Source organism: Bacillus cereus group sp. N14 (assembly GCF_016483555.1).
GTDB lineage: Bacteria > Bacillota > Bacilli > Bacillales > Bacillaceae_G > Bacillus_A > Bacillus_A wiedmannii.
In genome coordinates this window covers 171,016-193,343 of sequence record NZ_JAEHBQ010000008.1, presented here as the reverse complement: position 1 = coordinate 193,343, position 22,328 = coordinate 171,016, and the positions used below count along the sequence as shown (strand labels likewise).

Sequence of the window (22,328 nt, the reverse complement as noted above, 5' to 3'; positions counted from 1 at the left end):
TTCCGTTTAATAACTTTTGATTCCGCTAACTTTCTGGCTTCTTGCTCATATTGTAAATTGGTAGCAATTTCAATAAGAAATTCTGGTCTTGTTAATACTTTCTAGTGTTCTCAGTCATATAAGCACCATGTTTTCAGATGGAAGGTAGAAATTCATCAAAATACACCAATAATATTCTATATAGTATGAACCAAGACGCTTTGCCATATGTTTTTCTTCAAAACAAAAAGAGCCTCTATATACAGTTGTTGACAGATTGAATACCTATGTTTCAAAGTACATAATACAGTAAATAAAAAGAAGACAAATGCTCATCTTATAGGCATTTGTCTTCCTTTGTGAAAATAAGTATTTGTCAATGTCTCTATTATTACCTTACTTTTAACTACAAACGTATCACTTTAAAAGAATGTGAATGCAAGTACTCCATCATCCCTGCAATGTCAATTTCATTAGCGATATGTAATTTACTCTGTAAATCTCGAGGCAGATACGGAGAATATTTTGATACAAAGAACTCTTGTTCAAGTGTAGCATCCATCAATTTTTCAGCAGTCCATTTCGTTTCCTTAACTTGATTGATTACCTCATTAAAATCACCAAAAAACCCTTCAATGGTGATTCTTCCCACTCCATCCATTGATTTAACAGGCAGACCTAACGAACGAAGTGCCCAAACTAAGTTTCGAGAAATATTGGAACTTGTATAAGTTTCAAACACAATTTCCCCACTACTATCCCAAATTACTCGCTCGTTTGGATGAATTTTATATGCATGATAAGGTTTTCTGACATCAGAAATCGTCTCATATGCATCTTCATTTACATAACTAAATTCATTATTGGCACATAAAATCTCCATCATTTTTTCGCCAATCCGTTTATGTATTTTAATCCCTCCACCCGAATATCTAGGAGGTTTCCCGTTTACAGCTTTTTGTACATATATCTTATTTTTATCAAAATCAACATCTTTAATAGTCCATAACTTACCTGCCAGTATGATGTTATCTCCTACATTTACCACCATCATTTTATCTAGCATACCTATTTTTTTAATTCCTTCTAAAACAGTAAATTCTTCTGGAGTCAAAAATACAGCGTAAAAGTCTTTACTTCTAAGAATTCTCTCTCCTTCAATTCCAACAATTAGTTCATTTCTTCCTTTTATCCTTTCAAGATACTCATGCTCAATCATATGAAGAATGATTTTTTCTGTTATATATTCCTCAATACTGTGAAATACATGGTTTGCTTTAATCTTGGCAATGAGGCTTTCTAACGTAATTCCATTGGTCTCTTGGCAAATAGAGATAATTTGATGAAACAAAATATCATACAGGGCTGAGTATCCTTTGGCTGGTTCAATCCATTTATCCAATATAAGTTCCATTACGGCTAGGGATTGAATTAAACTATCCGTTTCAGTAGAATACAGTTGAAGCATTTGATTGGCATCTTTTTTTCTACCAGAACGACCTAATCGTTGTTTTAAGGAGGATACCGTAAATGTGCTATCAATCTGAATGACTATATCTACATCACCAATATCAATTCCAAGTTCAAGTGAGCTTGTTGCAATTATGCTTTTGGGTATGTTTGATTCAATCATTTTTTTTTCAACATATTCCCGCTCTTTTTTATCAATTGATGAGTGATGAGCATAATAGGTTTCCCCCATGCCGTCTCTCTCAGCTAAACGATTTAGAAAAACAGTTGCTTCTTCTACCTCTCCCCTACTATTACAAAATATAATTGCTTTTTGGTTTTTCGTTAACTCTCTTATATCTTCAAACAATTCAACAGGTTTCTTGCGGTCCTCCTCTGTTTGAAAGTGCATTAGATAATAGAGAAGCTCCTTACTATTCCCCTTTACCTCAATAATTTCTACATTATCACTATCCTTATAATTCACCCACTGTTTAACTAAATTGAAATTATCTATTGTAGCTGACAGTCCAATGATTCTCGGTCTTTGTTCTGTGTATTGTTCTATACGAGACATTAGTGAACGTAGTTGAACTCCCCGCTCCGTATCTATAAATGAATGAATCTCATCAATTACAATGAATTCCAGTCCTTTGAACAAATGTCTGATATGTTCAGTACGATTAATAAATAAACTTTCAACCGATTCTGGCGTAATTTGCAAGATGCCCCCAGGGTTCTTAATAAATTTATTTTTTCGACTTTGACTAACATCTCCATGCCACTTGTGGATTGGAATATGGCTATGTTCACACAGCTTTTCAATACGTTCAAATTGATTATTGATAAGAGCTTTTAAGGGTGAGATATAAAGCACCTTCAACTGCGTCTCTGCCCCTTCTTCTATTAAAGAAAGAATAGGTAAAAAAGCTGCTTCTGTTTTACCAGAAGCAGTCCCAGATGAAACAATTACATCTTTTGTACTTTCCATAATGGCAGGAATAGTTTTGTTTTGAACAGGTGTGAACTTTTCCCATTTCATGTCCCAAATTTTTTTTTGCATGGTTTTAGAAAGCATTTGAAATGAACTACTCATTCCCTTTACCTACCCTTCCACTCTAGAAAATCGAGAACGAACATCTGTTAACGGCTTTTCTGCTTCCTTTTCACCGAATAATTCTGCTCGATTGAATCCCGGATTTTGATGAAGAATATTTAGGGCACTAATAAAGTTCTTAATGACATCACCAACAGTCAGATGTTCTTCCGCACCAGGTCTAGCGTACTCTTCCCGAATAAAATTCATGATTTCATTATCTGTTATATCACTCTCATACCCATAATGAACAGCATGTATATCCCTCGTTTTTTGCAGTAATACAAACGTTTCATCATGCTTTAATGGTGTTAATCTAATTACAGGTTGTGATAAATCACGGTGCTCTATTGTTTCAAAACGATTTGGTTGAAGTCTCCGTTTCAATGCACCATAACTAAATAACCCCCGACGCTCATCCTCTAGAAACTCGGGTGTTCCACCAAGAGTAATATATAATCCTTCCACATTTCCTTGTAACGTGTCATTGTAAATTTTTAAAATAGTTTCATAGTTTTTATCTCTTGTTTGAGGATGTGTAATTTTGTATAAATTAATAGCCTCATCCAGATTAATAACTAGGCCAGCATAGCCAATTTGCTTTACAAATTGCGACAACACTTTAATATATTCGTAGTAATTGCTATCGGATATGATATCACGAACCCCTAAATCAGAACGAGCCTCTGTTTTTGTATTGTATTCACCTCGAAGCCAGCGCAGGGCACAACGTTGAAGCTCGCTATTATCTTCAACGAATCCTTTGAAGTATAACGATAACACCCTAGCGAAATCGTAACCTCCCACTAATTCATCCATTTTTGAAACAACACTTGTAATTTTTTTTTCTACATCTTTGATGAAGCTTGGATTATCAAATTCAATAGAGCCATAACCATTCTCTTTTACTACACTCATTTGAACCTCACTAATCCACTTATCTAAAATAGTTGGTAAAGCTCCGCCCTCTGGAACAGTGGAAGTAGCTAAATTCTTTATCAATTCGGTGTAAGTTGCTACTGCTTTTCCTTCACTTCCATATAACCTTCTTTCTGGTGTGAAATCTGCTTTCGCTACAACAAACTTTTCATTAAAAGCAATTTGTTGAATGAGCGCTTGAATAAAGCTTTTCCCACTTCCGAACGGTCCAATAAATATTTTCATGAAAGATGACCCTTTTTTTATATTATCTAAATCACTAAGGATTTGTTTCGCTTCATCAGAGCGCCCTACCATAATATATTGTAATCCCCGACTTGGAACAACCCCGCCTGCAAGAGAGTTTAGAATTGCCGAGGAGTCTCTTTTTTTAATATTCATGTACTTGTAACTCCTTTACCTTTTCCATAATATGCTCGTATTCTTCGTAAACAACAATTTCATCACCTTGATTTTCAAGAAAATTGTCACCTAAATATTCATTTGCTTTTTCGTTAAGTTCGTTTAGGAACATTCCAATCATGATACCTCTTTGCTTTAGAAACTGTATTGCTTCTTCATGTCGATATTGACCATTTTCAAACCGACTTAAAAACTCAATTTCAATATCCGTTAGGGATTCGATGAATTCATCTTCCCCCTCAACATCAATGTTTCCTCCTAGTGCCGACAATAAATTTGTCTCCAAACTAGATTCATCCTTCTCTGCAATTACCTGTACATCCAAATCACATTCCGTGTCCAAACGAACCGCTTCTTTCGTTTCAGATTCCATAACCCCTTTTATTGGCTCATCCTCTATTTCATTTCTTGAATCGATTGTATTAATAAGTTCGTCTGTTTCATTTTGTAGTTGTATAATTTTCTCTACATTAAATTCTATTGTAGGTTTAGTCGATTCTACTTGTTTTTCAACCGTCTCTTGAGGAGGTAATGGTATCTCACCATCTTTCTCTTGATGTTCGGCATTTTGAACCACCTTGAATCTCTTATTAGTCTCTTTAGCTGCTCTAGAAAAATGCTCCATCATCATATTTTTAAACCCTTCCGGCAGAAATCCCTCTTCAACTTTTATCTCCCGCTTCTCGCCATTCAAAATTCTCGCTACATTTTCAGATAGACGGAACAAAGCCGTTACTTCATTATATAGTTCTTCAGTTGGTCTTATTCGCTCCACACCAATATGAATTTCATTATAGCCACGTCCTACTACAGCAGAAGAAAATAAACGTCTAATTTCTCTTTCCTTTTTTGTTTGAAACCATCGGCTAATTAAATCGTTCCTTTCTTCTTTATATATTCGTTGAAGTAAAGGTATACTTTCTTTAAATATCTTGAATACTTTATTTTTATGTTCTTTATAAAAGACAGTTTCTCTATAGTTTCTAACATACGGCTTCCATGATGTAATCGATATTTTTGAAAGTTGGTCTACTTTTTCTTTTAATTGGTTATATAAAGGGGGAATATCCCCTCTTTCTACAGACCACTCTTCAGCTAATGCTTGTTCTCCCAACTCATATAACATGTCTGCTATCCACTGTTTTAAATAACGTTCTAATTTCGGAAGTCTTTCTACATAATTTTCATAAAGCCTCACCAACATACTGACATTAAATGACGCATTTGGGTTAAATGAATAGTTTAATAATTCATAGGTAAACAAAAACACATAACTTAAGTCAACCTCTATGTAATTCCCTTTTAATACTTGGTCCCTCCAGTAAAAATACCAGTCTCTTTGTTTTGAATTTAGCATATCAAATGTCGTCCAATACGCTTGCAATGGGACTTCCTGACATATCCCCCCACTCTCTCCTGCATATCTTAATGAATCCTGCACAAAACTTTCACGAGAATGAGAAAAAGTGACTTCGATAGAAATTCCATTTCTTGAATGAACCTCTCTCTTTGGATGTTTTATCCGTTCGATATCCGCCAAAATTTCTTTTGAAGTCTGCAGGTGCCTATATTTAGGGAGTACAATATCTTCTTCATTGTAAAATATTAAATTATTTCTAGCATTATCAATCACTGGTTTTATTGCTTGTGTCACCTCTTGTTCTATCACTTCTGATAAAGTTGGCGAAAGCTCTGTGTTACTACTTATATCTTGATTATCTTCTAGTTGTTTATGCCATTTTTTTATAAAAAACATATCAAACCACCCTAAGAAAACAGGGATATACGTCCAACAAAAAAGGAGATATAAAGTTCCTCTGATATATTTCTTGTAATAAAATGCATGCGCACCCAGTCCCCCTAGAAAGAAAGCTAACATATAACCGACTGATTTTGATTTATGCTTCACTTCTTCCCCTCCTTTTCTTTTTAATTATGAAATTTATGTTTATATCCTTATTATATAATGCTTAAGAGTTCAAAAGAAGAATAGAGAATTATTTTATCTTCTTTTAGATTTCATTAAAGACTTTTTATAACAAGCTCCCAATTCCAAAATTCATTCGTATCGAATATGAATTATACATAATATCGTGTGAATTAGGGAGCTATGTATCCCTTCTTTAATAAGAGGGCTGTAAAATGTGAAAAATAGCCCCCACTACACAAAAAAAGGAATGAGTTACCTCATTCCCTTTACCATTATACAGACAGTTAAGGACATAAATTTTGTGGTCACAAATGGTCACAGAATTTACAATAACCATTGCTTTTTTAATAGAATTCCATTTATACAAACCCGTGAAAATGCCTTTAAATCAATGTTTTTCCCGTAGCTCAGCAGGGAGAGCGCCACCTTGACAGGGTGGAGGTCGTGAGTTCGAGCCTCTCCGGGGTCATAAAATACGATGAAATGACGTTCTATCAACGGATAGAGCGTTATTTTTATGCGATGATTTACTCATTGATTTAGCCGACAGGGTTACGGTACACCGCCAAACTGTATGTCGGTATGGAAACCTCCTATTTCGTTATAAAACGAAAAGGGGGTTTTTTGTTTGTCTTCTAATCGTTTGAAAGGTAAACGTATAAAACAAACGCGTACTACTCGTCGTACCTTAGACGATTTACACGTTCTATTTACAACATTCACTCACGTAAAAGAAGCCGAAGGACGAGCGCCTGGTACCTTACGTCAATACCGTGAAAACTTTCATTATTTTATCGAGTATTTAAACGAAAAAGATATAGCGCATAATTTAGTCGCTCTTGATACAGATATAATCCGAAACTATGTCCTTTATATGCGAAATGAAAAAGTTAAATTCGAGGGGCATCGTTTTAAGAAAGAGAAATATATGACGGTTGGTTTGTCGGAATCTACCGTTAATACTAGACTAAAAACTTTACGAGCATTTAGCCGGTATTTATATGAAGAACGAATAATAGACGAAAATCCTTTGCTAAAAGTTAAAAATCTTAACGAACCTTTGGAGGAAATCGAAACGTTATCTTTAGTTGAAGTAAAACAACTACTAAACGCACCTGACAAAAGAAAATTTAGCGATTTTAGGGACTTCGTATTAATGAACGTTTTACTAGATGGAATGCTACGGATTAGCGAGGCTTTAACGTTAACTATTAACGATATCGATTTTGAGGATAACGTTATACATGTAAGAGGACGGAATGCAAAGAGTAGAAAATATCGGATAGTCCCAATACAGAAACAGACGAGCAAATTTATTATCGAGTTGATAACGGAGAATAAAGTTGATTTCGATAGTGAATATATATTCTTAACCAACTAAGGCGAACCAATCGATAAGGACCACTTTAATAAGCGTTTAAAGTCATTCGCTAAGAGAGCGGGAATAAAGAAAAACGTACACCCGCACTTATTCAGACATACGAGTGCTACCGCTGCATTAGAGTCAGGCATGGATTTACGCCATTTACAACTCATATTAGGTCACAGTGATTTACGGATGGTTATGCGATACACTCATCTATCAAAACAATCGCTAGTAGATCAGCAGAATCAACATTCGATAATTAAACAGGTCGTTGCACCTTTAAATAGAGATCGGAAAACTAATAGAACTCATTTTTAAGACAAAAAAATAGAGCATCCGCCAAGACCACATATAAGCATACAAACCCACAACATCGGAATTAAATTCAGGTAATAACGTGTATAGTCTTACCAGCGAATTCGATACACGTGAAAAACCGGTAGGATCGCCGAAATGTTTTTTAAGTGTATCTTCCGCTAGGATATCTGCATCTTCAGTTTCTTTTTCCATACAAACGTCCTCCTTCGTAATTTTTACCGCCTATACTTATTAGGACGCGAGCGGGTCCTTCGTCGCGCATTTTCCGATTAAATAAACGTAAAAAAGAACGTGTAGGCCGCACGCTCTTTACTCGTTCTATATATAAAATTGCCGTCATCGTTTTCGTCTTACCTTGCCCGGGTTTGTTTTCCGACCAGATGCCGCTGGTTTAATTCTGTCTCTCTAGTACCGCTTCAATAAATTCTGCGGCGCTCATTTCGTGTATATTTACGATTGTCGCTCTGCAATAAATTTCGACTGTTCTATAACTATCCGTATCATAAATCGTTAAATCCTTTTTACCGCGTTCGCACAAAGGTATTTCTCGGAATTATTGCCTTTTAGACTCTAAAAAAAATTCCCCAACAAAGGTTCTCTGTCAATATAAAAATTTATACTAATATGGTATAATTTTCATGGTTTATTAAGTATAGAAAGGATTCAAGTAATGGGCAAATTCCAAAGTAATTTACAAACAGCAACACAAATTGCTACGAAAATGGGATTAGCCTCTGACAGGCTTCAAAGTGCAACAAGTCGTTCTATAACAAAGGCGACGCGTACAACACTATCTGTTAATTCCAAAGCACAAGAAGCGAATCAACAAGTTTTAGATTTAACGAAACAATTTTCTGCTGCTTTTCAACAAGCGATTGATAATATTCATTCGGTAGCTAACGATTTTGAGAGAATGGATAACGAACTTCAAAATATTTTTCGCTAATGTAATAACCTACGTAAAGTAAAACGGTAATAGTATACTTGGACGATATGTCGAAAGAGGATCAAATGGTGCTTTAGATGTGGAAAATGCTGTGATTGTTTTGAAAAAAGATAACCAAGGAAGTTTTATTATTACAGGATATCCAGAAAAGTAGAGGAGAATTTGTATGGAAAATAAATATAGCCATTATGAAGAATTAGGTGATTTCTTAGCAGGAACATTTCACCAAGATATTGAATCACCTGAGGAAGCTCTTAATGAATTTATAATGGAAGTTACTAAAATATGTATCGAAAATACTAAAAATGATATACTTTTGTTTTTAAACAGTAATCTAACTGATAGTGAAAAAGAGGAATTTATTAAATATAATGCTTACATTTATTTCCCTGCATTAAACTTAACAGCTATAGAATGGTTACAGCAGACCCTTGAAATACTAAAAGAAGCTATAAAAAGTAAAGAATAAAAACTAAACAAAGCCGACTCAGCTTGATATGAGTCGGCTTTACTATTACTTCACACTCACATACGCATCACTAGCCGTAATGTAGTACGTAGTTCCTTTCAAATTACTAATTAGAGAATGGATTCGAAATACCGTCTGGACAGTTTAAAGCATTATAAAAATTACTTTTTGCCATTTCATAGCCATCTTTAATAAGATAAGTATCGCCTATTGCTGTATATAACCAAGTACTTGCTTCCCAATCCGTCTTTGGTGCTGGCACCATATCTAAAGCCACTAAATATTTCTCTATTGCTTGATCAAATTGTTCTACTTCAAATAGAATATCTCCCTCTTCACACAGTTGTAAAATTTGATTGTATACTTTGTCATCTAGTTCCAATTCTCTTTACCTCCAATTATTTTTTAGTTGGTGGCAAATATCTCTCACCTAATTTAGCGCCTGCTGATCTATTTAAACTAAAATGAGATAATTCTCTATCTCCATATAAATAGCAAAAGAAAAACCAGCAACTTTAAAATTACTGGCTTATCTATTATTCATATTCGAAAAAACAATAATAATTGCTCCAAGCACATAATGCCCCGCTACCATCCACATACTCCGATCAAAGATCATAAGCGATAACCAAAGCGATATATTAATAGCAGCAAATAATACATATAAAATGAAGTCTCTTTTTTGTAGCGCCTCTCTATTCATCAAAATATAAATTGCACCGATAGGAGGCAGGATGAAGCAAAGGAAAAAAACAAACATTTTTCTTAACGACCATGGATATGAAGTTACTGTCTGCATATGAGTCTCCTTTTCACTTTATAGTACATGTAACATCGGTCTTACTATTCTATATTCGTCACTATAAGGCTCCTTTATGATTAAAGGGGAGTGAGGACCTTTTTCTTCTTCTATCACTGTGAATACTTCTGTTTTTTCTTGTAATATGTTGGATTCACTGTTTTTAGTAGGTTTTTTACTTGTTTCGATTTTCTTTGTTACTTCTCCGATCCTTTGCCCCACTTTTTCAGCTTCGGCAGGTTCGTGCGTTACATAGTATTCCTGATCCTCCCATACTAACATAGGTGGCACTTGTTCTCGTTTGTTACATATTATATAAGTAATACTAGCAATAAGTAGTAGGCATGTTAATAAAAAGAAGATAGTTTTTGTATTCATATACTATGCTCCCTATCTATCATTTTATTAAATTATATAATATCAATTATATGTAGTAAATGGATTATGTGGGAATTTTCGGATTTTAAACCAAAAAGAAAAACCTTACTACAGTAAGGTTCCATTTTTATATTCTATAGTGATTGATTTATTAAAACGATCATTACGATAATCGCTATAAACATAACAACTAAACAGCCGATCATTTTATAAAAGCCTCTTTTCGTTAACGTCCCACCTTGAACGTCTTTACGAATAAATAAGAATACGGCTAAAAATAATACAAGTCCAATGCCAAAAGCATACATCATTTGCATATGTTAATCTTCCTTTCTCTCTTCCATCTTAATATCTTTTCGCTAAAACAACAAATGAGATAAAAACTGTACTCATCGTAAGTGCCATCAGTATGTTCAATAGTTCAGTAGCAGATAGTGTAAGTATTTTTAAGTTTAAGCCGATAGAGAAAAGAAGGTAATATGCTGTTAATGCAAAAAAGCTGAAGAACATTCCTTTATAACGAATAAGTTTCATTCGCTCATCTTTTTCTTTAAATTGCGGGTGTAAGTAACTTAAGCAAAAACACATAATCATCATCGCAAGCAATGTATACGTTGGAGACGGTGGTGCAGAATGCGTCATTATGCCCGCTAATACCATGGTTCCACTCATAATAAAGAAAATAATTCCCATAATTAAAAAGTACTTTTGTGAATAATTCATTCCGATTCCTCCTCTTCTTTTCCTTCATAAATAAATACATGTTCTATCGTTGTCTGAAATGTTTTCGCTATTTCAAATGCTAACGGAAGTGATGGATCGTATTTCCCCTTTTCAATTGAAATGATGGTTTGTCTGGAAACTCCAAGTTTCTCAGCCAATTTTTCTTGAGATAGTCCAAATTTTTTTCGGTATTCGACCATTTTATTTTCCAAGGAAATTTCTCCCTCCTCCCTTATATCGAGTATATATGTAAAGGAAACTTTACGTCAAGTTTCCTTTACATTTATTTTGTTTATTTTTCGTTCTATTTATATAGAAGAAACTTTTTCATTTTCAGCACGTCTATTTTGAAATGAAACATGGAACACTGTAATGAACCGTTACTATATCTCCTCCTCTCTTTTTTTAAAATTTAATATCTCCCTATTTGTTTTATCCTTTTAAAATATTTCATTTATCTCTTTATTCCACGAAATGCGTTATTGGTTTTACGGTGTTTTTCGGCATATTTATAGAAACTAACTGTTTATGAAGCATTTTTTATGTTTAGCAACTTTTTTTGTAGAAATCCTTCACTTTCCTTTCAATATTTAACACTATCTAAATAAAGTTTACGATAAATTCATAATTTTTTATTTTTTATACTATATTCCGTTATATTGTTGTATAATATCAATGAAAGCGCTTATTATTTCAATATACATAATTCGAACTCTTTTTTATCGAAACATTCTAACTATTATATTTATATTTACATGCAACAATTTTAGTTATTTGTATAGGTATACCAAATATATCCACCCCATTTTTCTGTAGAATTACTTTATAACATGAAAGATTAACTTGGGTGATAAGTTATTGTGAATGTTTTTTTACAAAACAGATAAGTAATAGTGTTTGGTATTATGTAAATTATTGTAATAACATAAGAGTAAAGAAAACATTTACATTGATTATTGGTTCATCAATTATTGAAAAGAGCAAAATGCACCTTTTGTATGGAAAAAGGATTATATGCATTGGGAGGTTTAAACAAATGACGAGGAAGAATACAACGACAAACCCTTGGGCCAAGTTCCATGGTCCGAACCTTGGTTATGTTATTGAGCAGTATGATCTTTACGTAACTGGAGCAGGTTCTGTTGATCCGGAATTACAAGAGCTTTTTGAAATTTTTGGAGCTCCTTCGTTTCAAGATGATGTCGTAACAGGGGACAACACAGCAACACATTTTTCTCCTCAAAACACAGGGAACATTGAAAAAATTCTTAAAGTCGTTCAGCTTGTTGAACAAATTCGTTCATTCGGGCATACGTTGGCTCACATCAATCCGATGGAAGATGCTGCTAATGGACAATCTCTTCTTGAGAAAGCAATGAACGAACTGAGCGACGCTGACTTGAAAGCGATTCCAGCAAAAACAGTATGGCAAGATGCGCCAGAAGGTATTCACACTGCACTTGATGTAATTCATAGATTAAAAGACGTTTATACAAAATCTTTAGCTTATGAATTTTCTCATATACAAGATAGTGAAGAACGCGCGTGGTTACATCAAATGGTGGAATCAAATTCATTGCGTCAACCACTATCAAATAAAAAACGAACTGCTCTTTTAAAACGTTTAACAGCTGTTGAAGGTTTCGAGCAATTCTTGCATAAAACATTCGTTGGGCAAAAGCGTTTCTCTATCGAGGGCGTTGATATGCTTGTACCTGTTCTAGATGAAATTGTTCTCGAAGGTGCAAAGGGCGGCGTAGAAGATGTCATGATTGGTATGGCTCACCGCGGTCGTCTAAGCGTACTTGCACACGTATTAGAAAAACCATATAGTCACATGTTTGCTGAGTTCAAACATGCAAAAATAGAAGGCGCAGTGGCAAATTCTGGATGGACTGGCGACGTGAAATACCATTTAGGTAGAGAACAAGTCGTTAGTAACGAAGAAGTTAGCACTCGCGTTACATTAGCAAATAACCCAAGTCACCTTGAGTTCGTTAACCCTGTTGTAGAAGGTTTTGCACGTGCGGCTCAAGAGAATCGTAAAAAATCTGGTCTTCCAGAACAAGATACTTCAAAATCATTCGTAATTTTAGTTCATGGTGATGCTGCATTCCCTGGTCAAGGTATTGTATCTGAAACGTTGAACTTAAGCAGATTGAACGCGTACCAAACAGGCGGAACAATTCATGTTATCGCAAACAATGCAGTTGGCTTTACGACTGATAGCTATGATTCTCGTTCTACGAAATATTCAAGTGACCTTGCAAAAGGTTTCGATATTCCGATTGTTCACGTGAACGCTGATGATCCAGAAGCTTGTCTTGCTGCTGCTAACCTTGCGATTCAATATCGTACATTGTTCAAAAAAGACTTCTTAATCGATTTAATTGGTTACCGCCGCTACGGTCATAACGAAATGGATGACCCAGCAGTTACGCAACCACAAGTGTACAAAAAGATTAAAAATCATCCAACTGTAAGAGCGATTTATGCAGATCAATTACAAGCTGCTGGTGTTCTAAATGCAGATGAGGTTGAAACAATGACTCAGTTTATACAAGAGCAATTAAAATCTGACTATGCACAAGTACCGCCAGCTGATACGAGCGCTGCAACAATTGACGTTAAAGTGCCAGATGTTGTTGCAAAAGGCATTCAGCCAATTGATACTGGTGTTGAGATTGACTCACTTCGTGCAATTAATGAAGGTCTACTATCTTGGCCAGAAGGCTTTAACGTATATCCGAAAGTAAAGAAAATTCTTGAACGCCGTAAAGACGCTCTTGAAGAGAACGGTAAAATTGAATGGGCACTTGCTGAGTCATTAGCATTCGCTTCTATTTTACAAGAAGGTACGCCAATTCGTTTAACTGGTCAAGATTCACAGCGTGGTACATTCGCGCACCGTCATATCGTATTACACGATACTGATACAAATGAAACATATTCGCCATTACATCGCTTGCCAAACATTAATGCATCCTTCTCTGTTCATAACAGTCCGTTATCAGAAGCTGCTGTTGTTGGTTACGAGTATGGTTATAACGTATTCGCTCCAGAAACTCTTGTTATGTGGGAAGCACAATATGGTGACTTCTCAAATACTGCGCAAGCATTATTTGATCAATATGTTTCAGCTGGAAGAGCAAAATGGGGTCAAAAATCTGGTTTAGTTCTTCTATTACCACACGGTTATGAAGGTCAAGGACCAGAGCATTCTAGTGCACGTCCTGAGCGATTCTTACAGTTAGCTGCTGAGAACAACTGGACAGTTGCAAACTTAACGAGCGCGGCACAATACTTCCATATTTTACGTCGTCAAGCATCTATCTTAGGAACAGAAGCTGTTCGACCATTAGTATTGATGACGCCGAAAAGTTTATTACGTCACCCACTTACGCTTTCAACTGCTAGTCAGTTAAGCGAAGGACGTTTCCAACCTGCTCTAGAACAAGAAAACCTTGGCATGAAACCAACTAAAGTAAAACGTCTTGTTTTAAGCACAGGTAAAATGGCGATTGACTTAGCAGCAGAAATTGAGTCTGGTAAACATGAGTATAACTTAGATGAAGTTCATGTCGTTCGTATTGAACAGCTGTACCCATTCCCTGCTGAGAAAGTTCAATCTATTATTAAACGCTTTAAAAACTTAGAAGAAATTATTTGGGTTCAAGAAGAACCTCGTAATATGGGCGCATGGCATTACATGGCTCCAATTCTGTTCGAACTTGCTGGAGATAAAGTGAAAACAGGTTACATTGGACGCCCAGATCGCTCTAGCCCATCTGGCGGCGATCCATTCGCTCACAAAGCTGAGCAAGAACTAATTGTTGCACACGCTTTAGATGTGAAGTATAACTTCCGTCAAGATAAACAAGAAATTGAAGTTTTCAGCAACTGAAAGTAACAATGAAGGTTTCTAGCTTGTTCCCCGGGCAGATCTTCTGCCCAGGGGCAGGCTAACAAATGGAGATTACCGAAGACAAAAGAAGAAAAAACACACCGTTAGGCAAATAAGGGGAGGACATTTAAAATGATCGAAATTAAAGTACCTGAGCTTGCAGAATCTATTACTGAAGGAACTATCTCACAATGGCTTATCAACGTAGGCGACAAAGTTGAGAAAGGTGGCAGCGTTGTTGAGCTTGAAACTGATAAAGTCAATGTAGAAATCATTGCAGAAGATTCAGGTATTGTATCGAAGTTACTAGGCGAACCTGGGGATACAGTTGAAGTTGGCGCAACTATCGCAATTTTAGATGCAAACGGAGCACCAGTTGCAGTAAGTACACCTGCACCGGCTGCTGAACAGCCAAAACAAGAAACAACTGAGGCACCGAAAGCTGCGGCTCCAAATGCTGAGCAAGCTGCAACTTTACAAGGTTTACCAAATACGAACCGTCCTATCGCATCACCAGCAGCTAGAAAAATGGCTCGTGAATTAGGAATCGACTTAAACGACGTACGTAGCACAGATCCACTTGGACGTGTGAGACCACACGATGTACAAGCTCATGCTGCAGCTCCAAAAGAAGCACCAGCTGCTCCAAAAAGTCCAGCTCCTGCTCCAGTTGCAAAAACGGAATTCGAAAAACCAGTTGAGCGCGTGAAAATGTCCCGCCGCCGTCAAACAATTGCAAAACGTCTTGTAGAAGTTCAACAAACATCTGCAATGTTAACAACATTTAACGAAGTTGATATGACTGCAATCATGGAATTACGTAAAGAGCGTAAAGACGCTTTCGAGAAAAAACATGATGTACGTCTTGGTTTCATGTCATTCTTCACAAAAGCAGTTGTTGCAGCATTAAAACAATTCCCATTATTAAATGCTGAAATTCAAGGCGATGAGCTTATCATTAAAAAATTCTATGATATCGGTATTGCAGTAGCAGCTCCAGATGGATTAGTTGTTCCAGTTGTACGCGATGCTAACCAATTAAACTTCGCTGAAATCGAAAGCGAAATTCGTAATTTAGGTATGAAAGCACGCGATAACAAACTTTCATTAAAAGAGTTACAAGGTGGTACATTCACAATTACAAACGGTGGTGTATTCGGTTCTCTAATGTCAACACCAATTCTAAACAGCCCACAAGTAGGTATTTTAGGAATGCACAAAATCCAAGTACGTCCAGTTGCAATTGATGCAGAACGTATGGAAAACCGTCCAATGATGTACATCGCTTTATCTTACGATCACCGTATTGTTGATGGTAAAGAAGCAGTTAGCTTCCTTGTTGCTGTTAAAGATATGCTTGAAGATCCAAAATCATTATTATTAGAAGGTTGATGGATTAATAATCTATTACAGGCTGTAGAATGAATTATTCTACAGCCTTTTTTTATTGCGTTCATACGGGACAAATTTCATAACATAAGCTAATAATGTATGCCTAAAACGTAAGGAGGATTAAAATGAATAACCTTCCAATTGATGCAAAACTTAAAGCAAATAAGGATACTTTTTTCCTCCCCGACTCAAACGGGGGTGTCTATTTTCGAAATAATGCCAGTTCATTTCGTATGGACGGTGATGGAATTTACAACTGGATTGAAAAATTAATGCCAATGTTTAACGGGAATTATTCTTTAGCAGAAATAACCGATGGTCTCCCTCTCCCCTATCAAAATCGTGTATTTGAAATTGGAGAGATTTTATATGAAAATGGTTTCGTTCGGGATGTAAGTCAAGATGCACCTCATGAATTAAATAGCGCATTACTTGATAGATACGCTTCACAAATTGAATTTTTAGAAGCTGATTCTCATTCAGGCGCTCTAAAATTCGAAACGTATCGCGCGGCAAACGTCCTTATAATTGGTTCTGGAGATATGCTTACTTCCTTAGTTTCTTCTTTATTAGAATCAGGATTACCTACCTTTCATTACCTTGTTACAGATTATGAGGAAACAAATTACGATCGCATTCATGAGCTAGTAGAACTTGCACATGAAGTTGATGATCATGTCCTTGTTCAGGAAATAGATACGACAATTGATCGTCCCCTGCATGAAGTGTTCGAGCCTTTCGACTGGATTTTGTATGTTTCTCAAAATGGAGATATTGAAGGCCTAAGAGCAGTTCACACGATTTGTAGAGAAGTAGGAAAGAACTTCATACCTGCCGTCTGTTTATCAGCACTTGGTATAGCCGGCCCTATCGTAACAGCTAATCGTGAAGAATGCTGGGAATCCGCATGGCACCGGCTACATGAAACGACTTTACAAAATGAACATTCATCAGCATCATTTTCACCACTCCCATCTGCAATGTTAGCAAATATAATCGTATTTGAATTACTTAAGCATGTCGCTGATGATTCTTACCGAGAAAAAGAACCACAATTCTTTTTATTAAATTACGAAACACTCGAAGGAGCATGGCATCCTTTTATAAAACATCCTCTCGCAACTGATGAAAGTTTTACAATTGATACGATAGAAAATCTTTCTGAACAACTTGAACAGCGGTCCAACCAACATACCTCAACTGATTTATTCCGCTTTTTCGACTCATTAACTTCTAAAGAAGCTGGTTTATTCCATGTATGGGATGAACAAGATTCATATCAATTACCGTTATCACAATGCCATATTCAAGTAGCTACCCCACTATCAGATGGTCCTGCTTCCCTCCTGCCTCTTATGACTTGTGGTGGTTTGACTCATAATGAAGCGCGCCGAGAAGCTGGTTTAGCAGGAATTGAAACATATGTAGCAGAAATTATGCACCGACTTATTCCGGAACATAACGATATCGGTATCGGTGCTGGAGAAACGATGACAGAAGGTGTATACCGGGCACTGCAACAACATTTAAATAACAAATTGTATGAGCGGCAGTCACATATGCTAGAAGAAATTACGACGATTGATTTAACTGCAATTCATGATAAACATTGTAGATTTTATTACGATGCTCTCTCTACAATTCATGAAACACCTAAAATAGCAGTAAGCGAAGAGATTCTCAGCTTTCCTGTCGTTTGGGTCGGTATAAATGATCGCTGGTACGGTGCATCTAATATTAATATGACGTTAGCCTTACGAAACGCACTACAACTATCACTTCTTCATATTCAAAATGAAGAGACTCCTTACAGAGCTAATATCTTGCCTGAATCCTCTATTATTTTATATGACACGGATTCTTTTAGAGTGGAAATACAAGCGGAAGAAGAAGTTCCAGGTGTGCAATCTGTGCAGCTTGCCTTGCAACATTTAGAAGAACATAATTTTTATCCATTCGTGTTTGATTTAGCCATTGAATCATTTTTGAAAGAAAACTTAGATGGTGTGTACGGTGTATTAATTGCAAAGGAGGACAGTCTATGACTCAAAATATATTGCTTATAGGAGATGGCTTACTTGCAAACTATGTACATGATCAACTATGCAAACAATATTCTATCATTCGCCAACATAACCTTACAGAAGAACTCCCTGAAAATATTCATCTCGCTCTCGTATTACATGATGGCTCTCCTTCTACTATTCATCATGATGCCGAGCTAATGTTTCGGTCAAATCATATTCCATGGCTACGTGCATTCACTTCATTTGGTGAAGGTATTATCGGTCCTTACATTCATCCTCTTGCAACTGGCTGTTCCAATTGCTCTGATGGACGCCGCTTTATCGCCGGCTTTGATCAACAAGAAATGTGGGAACTACAGCGGAAATATACGTTAATGGAAGATAATGTCACAAGGCGTGATGTACGTGCCACCCAAAATGGTATGTTACAAATGTGCCATCTTATTCGTGCAGAAACAGAGAAAATATTAACTCTTAACCATTCTTCTTTAGAAAATGAACTCATTTTACTAAACTTACAAACACTGCAATGTACGCGGCATTCTTTTCTTCCCGATCCGCTCTGCCCTGTATGTAGCAATTTGCCTGATGATACGGCAGATGCAGCTGCGATTTCGTTACAACCGAGCTTAAAAACAAGCGAAGCAGCATATCGCTGTCGTTCCATTCATGAACTAAACACATTTTTAACGAGAGATTATTTAGATTATCGCGTCGGTATGTTGAACGGAAAAATGCAGCATTCTTTATTACCATTTGCTGACGTTATTATAAACATGCCATTAATGTTTGGAAATGAAGGTGTTGCAGGCCGAACTCATTCATTTGCAATGAGTGAAGCGACTGCTATTTTAGAAGGTCTAGAACGATATTGTGGTATGTCACCTCGAGGAAAAAAGACAAATGTACACGGCAGTTTTCGTGAGTTAGAGGATCATGCACTTAATCCCCTCTTGCTCGGTGTACATACAAATGAACATTATAATCGTAATAGTTTTCCGTTTAAACCGTTTGATCCTGACTATGAACAAAACTGGGTATGGGGCTACTCTTTATTACAAAACCGGCCACTTTTAGTTCCTGAATCAATTGCTTATTATAGTCTCGGTCATCGAGATGCTTTCGTGTATGAAACATCAAATGGATGTGCAATTGGTGGTAGTTTAGAAGAAGCAATTTTTCACGGCATTTTAGAAATTGTAGAGCGTGACGCCTTTTTGCTCACTTGGTATGCCGAATTACCTCTCCCCCGCCTTGATCTTAGTTCAGCAAATGATACGGAATTACAATTAATGATTCAGCGGCTGTACACGATTACTGGGTATGAATTACATGCTTTTAACGCAACGATGGAACACGGTATCCCAAGCTTATGGGTAATTGCGAAAAATACGCGTGAAAATGGAATGAACGTTGTTTGTGCGGGAGGCTCTCATTTAGACCCTGTCCGCGCTTTAAAGAGTGCCATCCATGAAATAGCAGGCATGTTACTAATAGCAGACGATGAACTCGAACAAAAAAGAGAGCATTACGAAAACTGCTTACACGATCCTTATCTCGTTAATAAAATGGAAGACCATAGTATGCTGTACGGATTGAAAGAAGCAGAAGAACGTCTTCACTTTCTTTTACGTGACGATGCCCCGGTGCAGTCGTTCCAAGAAATGAATGCATTACAATCAGTTGATCTAGATTTAACATCCGATCTTCATCAACTTTTAAACCGTCTGCAGCAATCTGGACTTGATGTAATCGTTGTAGATCAAACAGTACCTCTTATAGAAAAAAACGGATTACATTGTGTAAAAGTCATTATTCCAGGCATGTTACCGATGACGTTCGGCCACCATCTTACTCGGGTTACAGGACTAGATAGAGTATATACTGTGCCGATGACACTTGGATATACAAACGAACCTTTAACGAATGAACAATTAAATCCACATCCGCATCCGTTTCCATAGTAAAGGAGGGGATTCTATGCAGCTAGATACTTTTTTACATCATCTCCATTTTTCAATTGATGAAATTATGCCAAATCATGAAGTGGACTGGGAAGATGCACCGCTTCCTTATAAATTATATCGAAATGTACCTGTCATCCCTCTCCCTTTAGAAATACCATTATCTTTACCTAACTCTTCTACTAAACCAACTTTGAAGGAAATTGGTCATTACCTTTGGTACTCATTTGGTTTAACCCAGTTATGCCAACTAAATAGCAAAAAAATTTTATTCCGAAGATCTATCCCTTCAGGCGGCGCTTTATATCCAAATGAATTGTATATATATTTAAAGATTGACGATTATCCAGACGGCATTTACCATTACGACACCGCGCATCACCGGCTTGTTTTACTTCGTGAAGGAAATTTCGATTCTTATCTTTCGGAAGCACTTGGCAATCGTTGTAACATACAGTCTTGTTTTGGTGCTATATTCGTATCTACTATGTTTTGGAAAAACTTCTTTAAATACAATAACTTTTCATACCGGCTTCAAGGATTAGATAGTGGTGTTCTCATCGGACAATTACTTGCATGTGCCAAACAATTCGGTTACACAAATGGTGTATATTTTCAGTTTCTAGACCGTGCAATCAATCATTTACTCGGACTATCAGAAAGCGAAGAAAGTGTGTATGCTGTTGTTCCTTTAAGTACAGAACCGCAAACTAATTGGTTTCACAATGATTACCGTGAAAATAAAACAGTTACTTCTCATGAGTTGTTACAGCAAATTCCGCCGTTAGCACACGAATATTTCGTTCGATCAAAGCAAGTATATAAACATCCTATGATAACAAAAATAAATGAAGCTTCTATGATCGAATCGACAGCACACTTCCACACACTACATCATGAAGAGCACTATCAACATCATGCGCACGCTGTACAGTTGCCGCAAGTAGAACGGTTATCGTATGATTTCTTACAACTTTGTAAAGAACGGTATTCCCCTGATGCTGACTTCACTTTAACGAAATGGGATGCAACAGGGCTCGCTACTTTACTACAAGAAGCGAGCCTCGCCTTCCCTTATTACAACGACCTTGATGGTCAGTATGTAAATGAAAATACGCGCGTCTCCTTATATGGATGTTTTTATAACGTAAAAGATATAGAAAACGGCGCTTATTCTTATAACAGCAAAAATCATTCCATACAACCACTTCGATACGGAGACCTTCGTTATCCCCTTCAATCTAGTATGACGATGGATAACGTGAATCTTTTTCAAGTACCGCTTTGCCTACATGTAGTCGGAAAGAAAGATTACTATACAAATGCATTAGGCTATAGAGGATACCGTATTCACCAAATGGAAGCTGGTATACTCGTTCATAAACTCGTTTTTGCTGCGACCGCGATGGGGATGGGCGGGCATCCATTACTAAGTTTTGATACAAATTCATGTGATCAGTTATACGGGATAGATACTGGAAATGAAACGTCTCTTATTCAAATTCCTGTTGGGGCGTATCGAGCGCGGAATTGGTTAAAAGGGGATTTGCGTAATTAGAAGCACGCCGGTGGACGGCGTGCTTTTTTTAAAGGACTTAATTTATAAAAAGCGAAATGAGTATATATTCTTACATAAAAGGAGAGTTTAACTTGAGCATTTTACAACGATTAATCCAGCAAGCAAAAAAACCTCGCGGGACAATTGGTTCTTCCATGCTTTGTATTATGAACAGTGCACATACGGGGCTAACAAATTGGGCATTACAGAAATTACATATAAAGAAAGATGCAATCATATTAGATATCGGTTGTGGCGGAGGTAAAACGATACACACTCTTTCAAAACGAACTCCACTTGGGAAAATATATGGGATTACTCCAATCAAGCTGTAAAAAATTCTCTACAGACGAATATAAAGGATGTTCAAAAACAAAAAGTCATTGTTCAACAAGCAAGCGTTTCTTCTATTCCCTATCATACGAACTTCTTCGATCTCATTACCGCTTTTCAAACACACTACTTTTGGCCTGATGTGGAACAAGATATAAAAGAAGTATTTCGCGTCCTACAACCGAACGGATCCTTTTTATTAGTGACTGAAACTTTCAAAATTCAATATCATATGGAGAAATGTAAAACGAATGAAGAATTAATAAACCTATTTTATAAAACAGGATTTAAAAGTGTGAAATGTTACGAAGAAAGAGGATGCCTTTGTGTAATAGGAAACAAATAAAAAAGCAGAC

16 protein-coding genes and 3 pseudogenes are annotated in these 22,328 nt (G+C 36.4%); 9 read left to right on the top strand and 10 right to left on the bottom strand.

From position 1 onward, the window contains the following. Positions 1 to 385 precede the first annotated feature (385 nt). Genes JDS82_RS14345 through JDS82_RS30180 form a run of 3 tightly spaced genes read right to left on the bottom strand, consistent with a single transcriptional unit; the run spans position 386 to position 5,774 of the window. On the bottom strand, positions 386 to 2,524 hold the full coding sequence (locus tag JDS82_RS14345) for a DEAD/DEAH box helicase (RefSeq protein ID WP_181995857.1): 2,139 nt from the start codon (positions 2,522 to 2,524) through the stop codon (positions 386 to 388). A gap of 9 nt (positions 2,525 to 2,533) precedes the next feature. Further along, on the bottom strand, positions 2,534 to 3,844 hold the full coding sequence (locus tag JDS82_RS14340) for an ATP-binding protein (RefSeq protein ID WP_001990981.1): 1,311 nt from the start codon (positions 3,842 to 3,844) through the stop codon (positions 2,534 to 2,536). Further along, positions 3,834 to 5,774: a TerB N-terminal domain-containing protein gene (locus JDS82_RS30180; RefSeq protein ID WP_199713489.1), complete on the bottom strand. Its 1,941-nt coding sequence runs from the start codon at positions 5,772 to 5,774 to the stop codon at positions 3,834 to 3,836. Before JDS82_RS30180 ends, JDS82_RS14340 begins: the two co-directional genes overlap by 11 nt. Before the next feature lie 649 nt (positions 5,775 to 6,423). On the opposite strand from JDS82_RS30180, the pseudogene JDS82_RS14330 reads away from it, so the two are divergent. After that, positions 6,424 to 7,479: pseudogene (locus JDS82_RS14330) on the top strand (tyrosine-type recombinase/integrase). On the opposite strand, the gene JDS82_RS14325 reads toward JDS82_RS14330, so the two are convergent. After that, a complete protein-coding gene (locus JDS82_RS14325) occupies positions 7,441 to 7,671 on the bottom strand; it encodes a hypothetical protein (RefSeq protein WP_048567048.1) in 231 nt (76 codons plus the stop codon). The pseudogene JDS82_RS14330 and the gene JDS82_RS14325 sit on opposite strands and share 39 nt — an antisense overlap. A 478-nt stretch (positions 7,672 to 8,149) precedes the next feature. Here JDS82_RS14325 and JDS82_RS14320 point away from each other — a divergent pair, with 478 nt between their 5' ends. Both JDS82_RS14320 and JDS82_RS14315 read left to right on the top strand, forming a co-directional pair. After that, positions 8,150 to 8,425: a TIGR04197 family type VII secretion effector gene (locus tag JDS82_RS14320; RefSeq protein WP_016088825.1), complete on the top strand. Its 276-nt coding sequence runs from the start codon at positions 8,150 to 8,152 to the stop codon at positions 8,423 to 8,425. Between the two features lie 166 nt (positions 8,426 to 8,591). Beyond that, positions 8,592 to 8,894: a contact-dependent growth inhibition system immunity protein gene (locus tag JDS82_RS14315; protein WP_016079286.1), complete on the top strand. Its 303-nt coding sequence runs from the start codon at positions 8,592 to 8,594 to the stop codon at positions 8,892 to 8,894. Between the two features lie 118 nt (positions 8,895 to 9,012). Here the strand turns inward: JDS82_RS14315 and JDS82_RS14310 are convergent. The 6 genes and pseudogenes from JDS82_RS14310 to JDS82_RS14285 form a co-directional block, all read right to left on the bottom strand. Then, positions 9,013 to 9,276 (bottom strand): annotated as a pseudogene (locus tag JDS82_RS14310) (tetratricopeptide repeat protein); the annotation flags it as partial. Between the two features lie 147 nt (positions 9,277 to 9,423). Continuing rightward, entirely contained in the window at positions 9,424 to 9,693 is a 270-nt protein-coding gene (locus JDS82_RS14305) for a hypothetical protein (RefSeq protein WP_048567047.1), read from the bottom strand. Between the two features lie 18 nt (positions 9,694 to 9,711). After that, the gene (locus tag JDS82_RS14300) at positions 9,712 to 10,071 is read right to left on the bottom strand and encodes a hypothetical protein (RefSeq protein ID WP_088091262.1); all 360 of its coding nucleotides are present in this window, start codon (positions 10,069 to 10,071) and stop codon (positions 9,712 to 9,714) included. A 134-nt stretch (positions 10,072 to 10,205) separates the two neighbouring features. After that, positions 10,206 to 10,388 (bottom strand): DUF3976 domain-containing protein, encoded by a 183-nt coding sequence (locus tag JDS82_RS14295; RefSeq protein WP_001178300.1) that lies wholly within the window; start codon positions 10,386 to 10,388, stop codon positions 10,206 to 10,208. A 28-nt stretch (positions 10,389 to 10,416) separates the two neighbouring features. After that, entirely contained in the window at positions 10,417 to 10,794 is a 378-nt protein-coding gene (locus JDS82_RS14290; protein WP_064056810.1) for a hypothetical protein, read from the bottom strand. Further along, positions 10,791 to 11,006 (bottom strand): helix-turn-helix transcriptional regulator, encoded by a 216-nt coding sequence (locus JDS82_RS14285; protein ID WP_000428505.1) that lies wholly within the window; start codon positions 11,004 to 11,006, stop codon positions 10,791 to 10,793. The genes JDS82_RS14290 and JDS82_RS14285 overlap by 4 nt, the downstream gene beginning before the upstream one ends. Before the next feature lie 824 nt (positions 11,007 to 11,830). Between JDS82_RS14285 and odhA the strand changes: the two genes are divergently transcribed. From odhA to JDS82_RS14255, 6 genes and pseudogenes are all read left to right on the top strand, one after another. Beyond that, positions 11,831 to 14,698: a 2-oxoglutarate dehydrogenase E1 component gene (gene odhA / locus JDS82_RS14280; RefSeq protein ID WP_046958279.1), complete on the top strand. Its 2,868-nt coding sequence runs from the start codon at positions 11,831 to 11,833 to the stop codon at positions 14,696 to 14,698. Positions 14,699 to 14,830: 132 nt separating this feature from the next. Beyond that, on the top strand, positions 14,831 to 16,090 hold the full coding sequence (gene odhB / locus JDS82_RS14275) for a 2-oxoglutarate dehydrogenase complex dihydrolipoyllysine-residue succinyltransferase (RefSeq protein ID WP_000569904.1): 1,260 nt from the start codon (positions 14,831 to 14,833) through the stop codon (positions 16,088 to 16,090). Positions 16,091 to 16,215: 125 nt separating this feature from the next. Further along, a complete protein-coding gene (locus JDS82_RS14270) occupies positions 16,216 to 18,135 on the top strand; it encodes a putative thiazole-containing bacteriocin maturation protein (protein ID WP_048545080.1) in 1,920 nt (639 codons plus the stop codon). After that, the gene (locus JDS82_RS14265; protein ID WP_199713488.1) at positions 18,132 to 20,081 is read left to right on the top strand and encodes a TOMM precursor leader peptide-binding protein; all 1,950 of its coding nucleotides are present in this window, start codon (positions 18,132 to 18,134) and stop codon (positions 20,079 to 20,081) included. Before JDS82_RS14270 ends, JDS82_RS14265 begins: the two co-directional genes overlap by 4 nt. Positions 20,082 to 20,097: 16 nt before the next feature. Further along, positions 20,098 to 21,639 (top strand): SagB family peptide dehydrogenase, encoded by a 1,542-nt coding sequence (locus tag JDS82_RS14260; RefSeq protein ID WP_199713487.1) that lies wholly within the window; start codon positions 20,098 to 20,100, stop codon positions 21,637 to 21,639. Positions 21,640 to 21,731: 92 nt separating this feature from the next. Further along, a pseudogene (locus tag JDS82_RS14255) lies at positions 21,732 to 22,318 on the top strand (class I SAM-dependent methyltransferase). Positions 22,319 to 22,328: the final 10 nt, after the last annotated feature.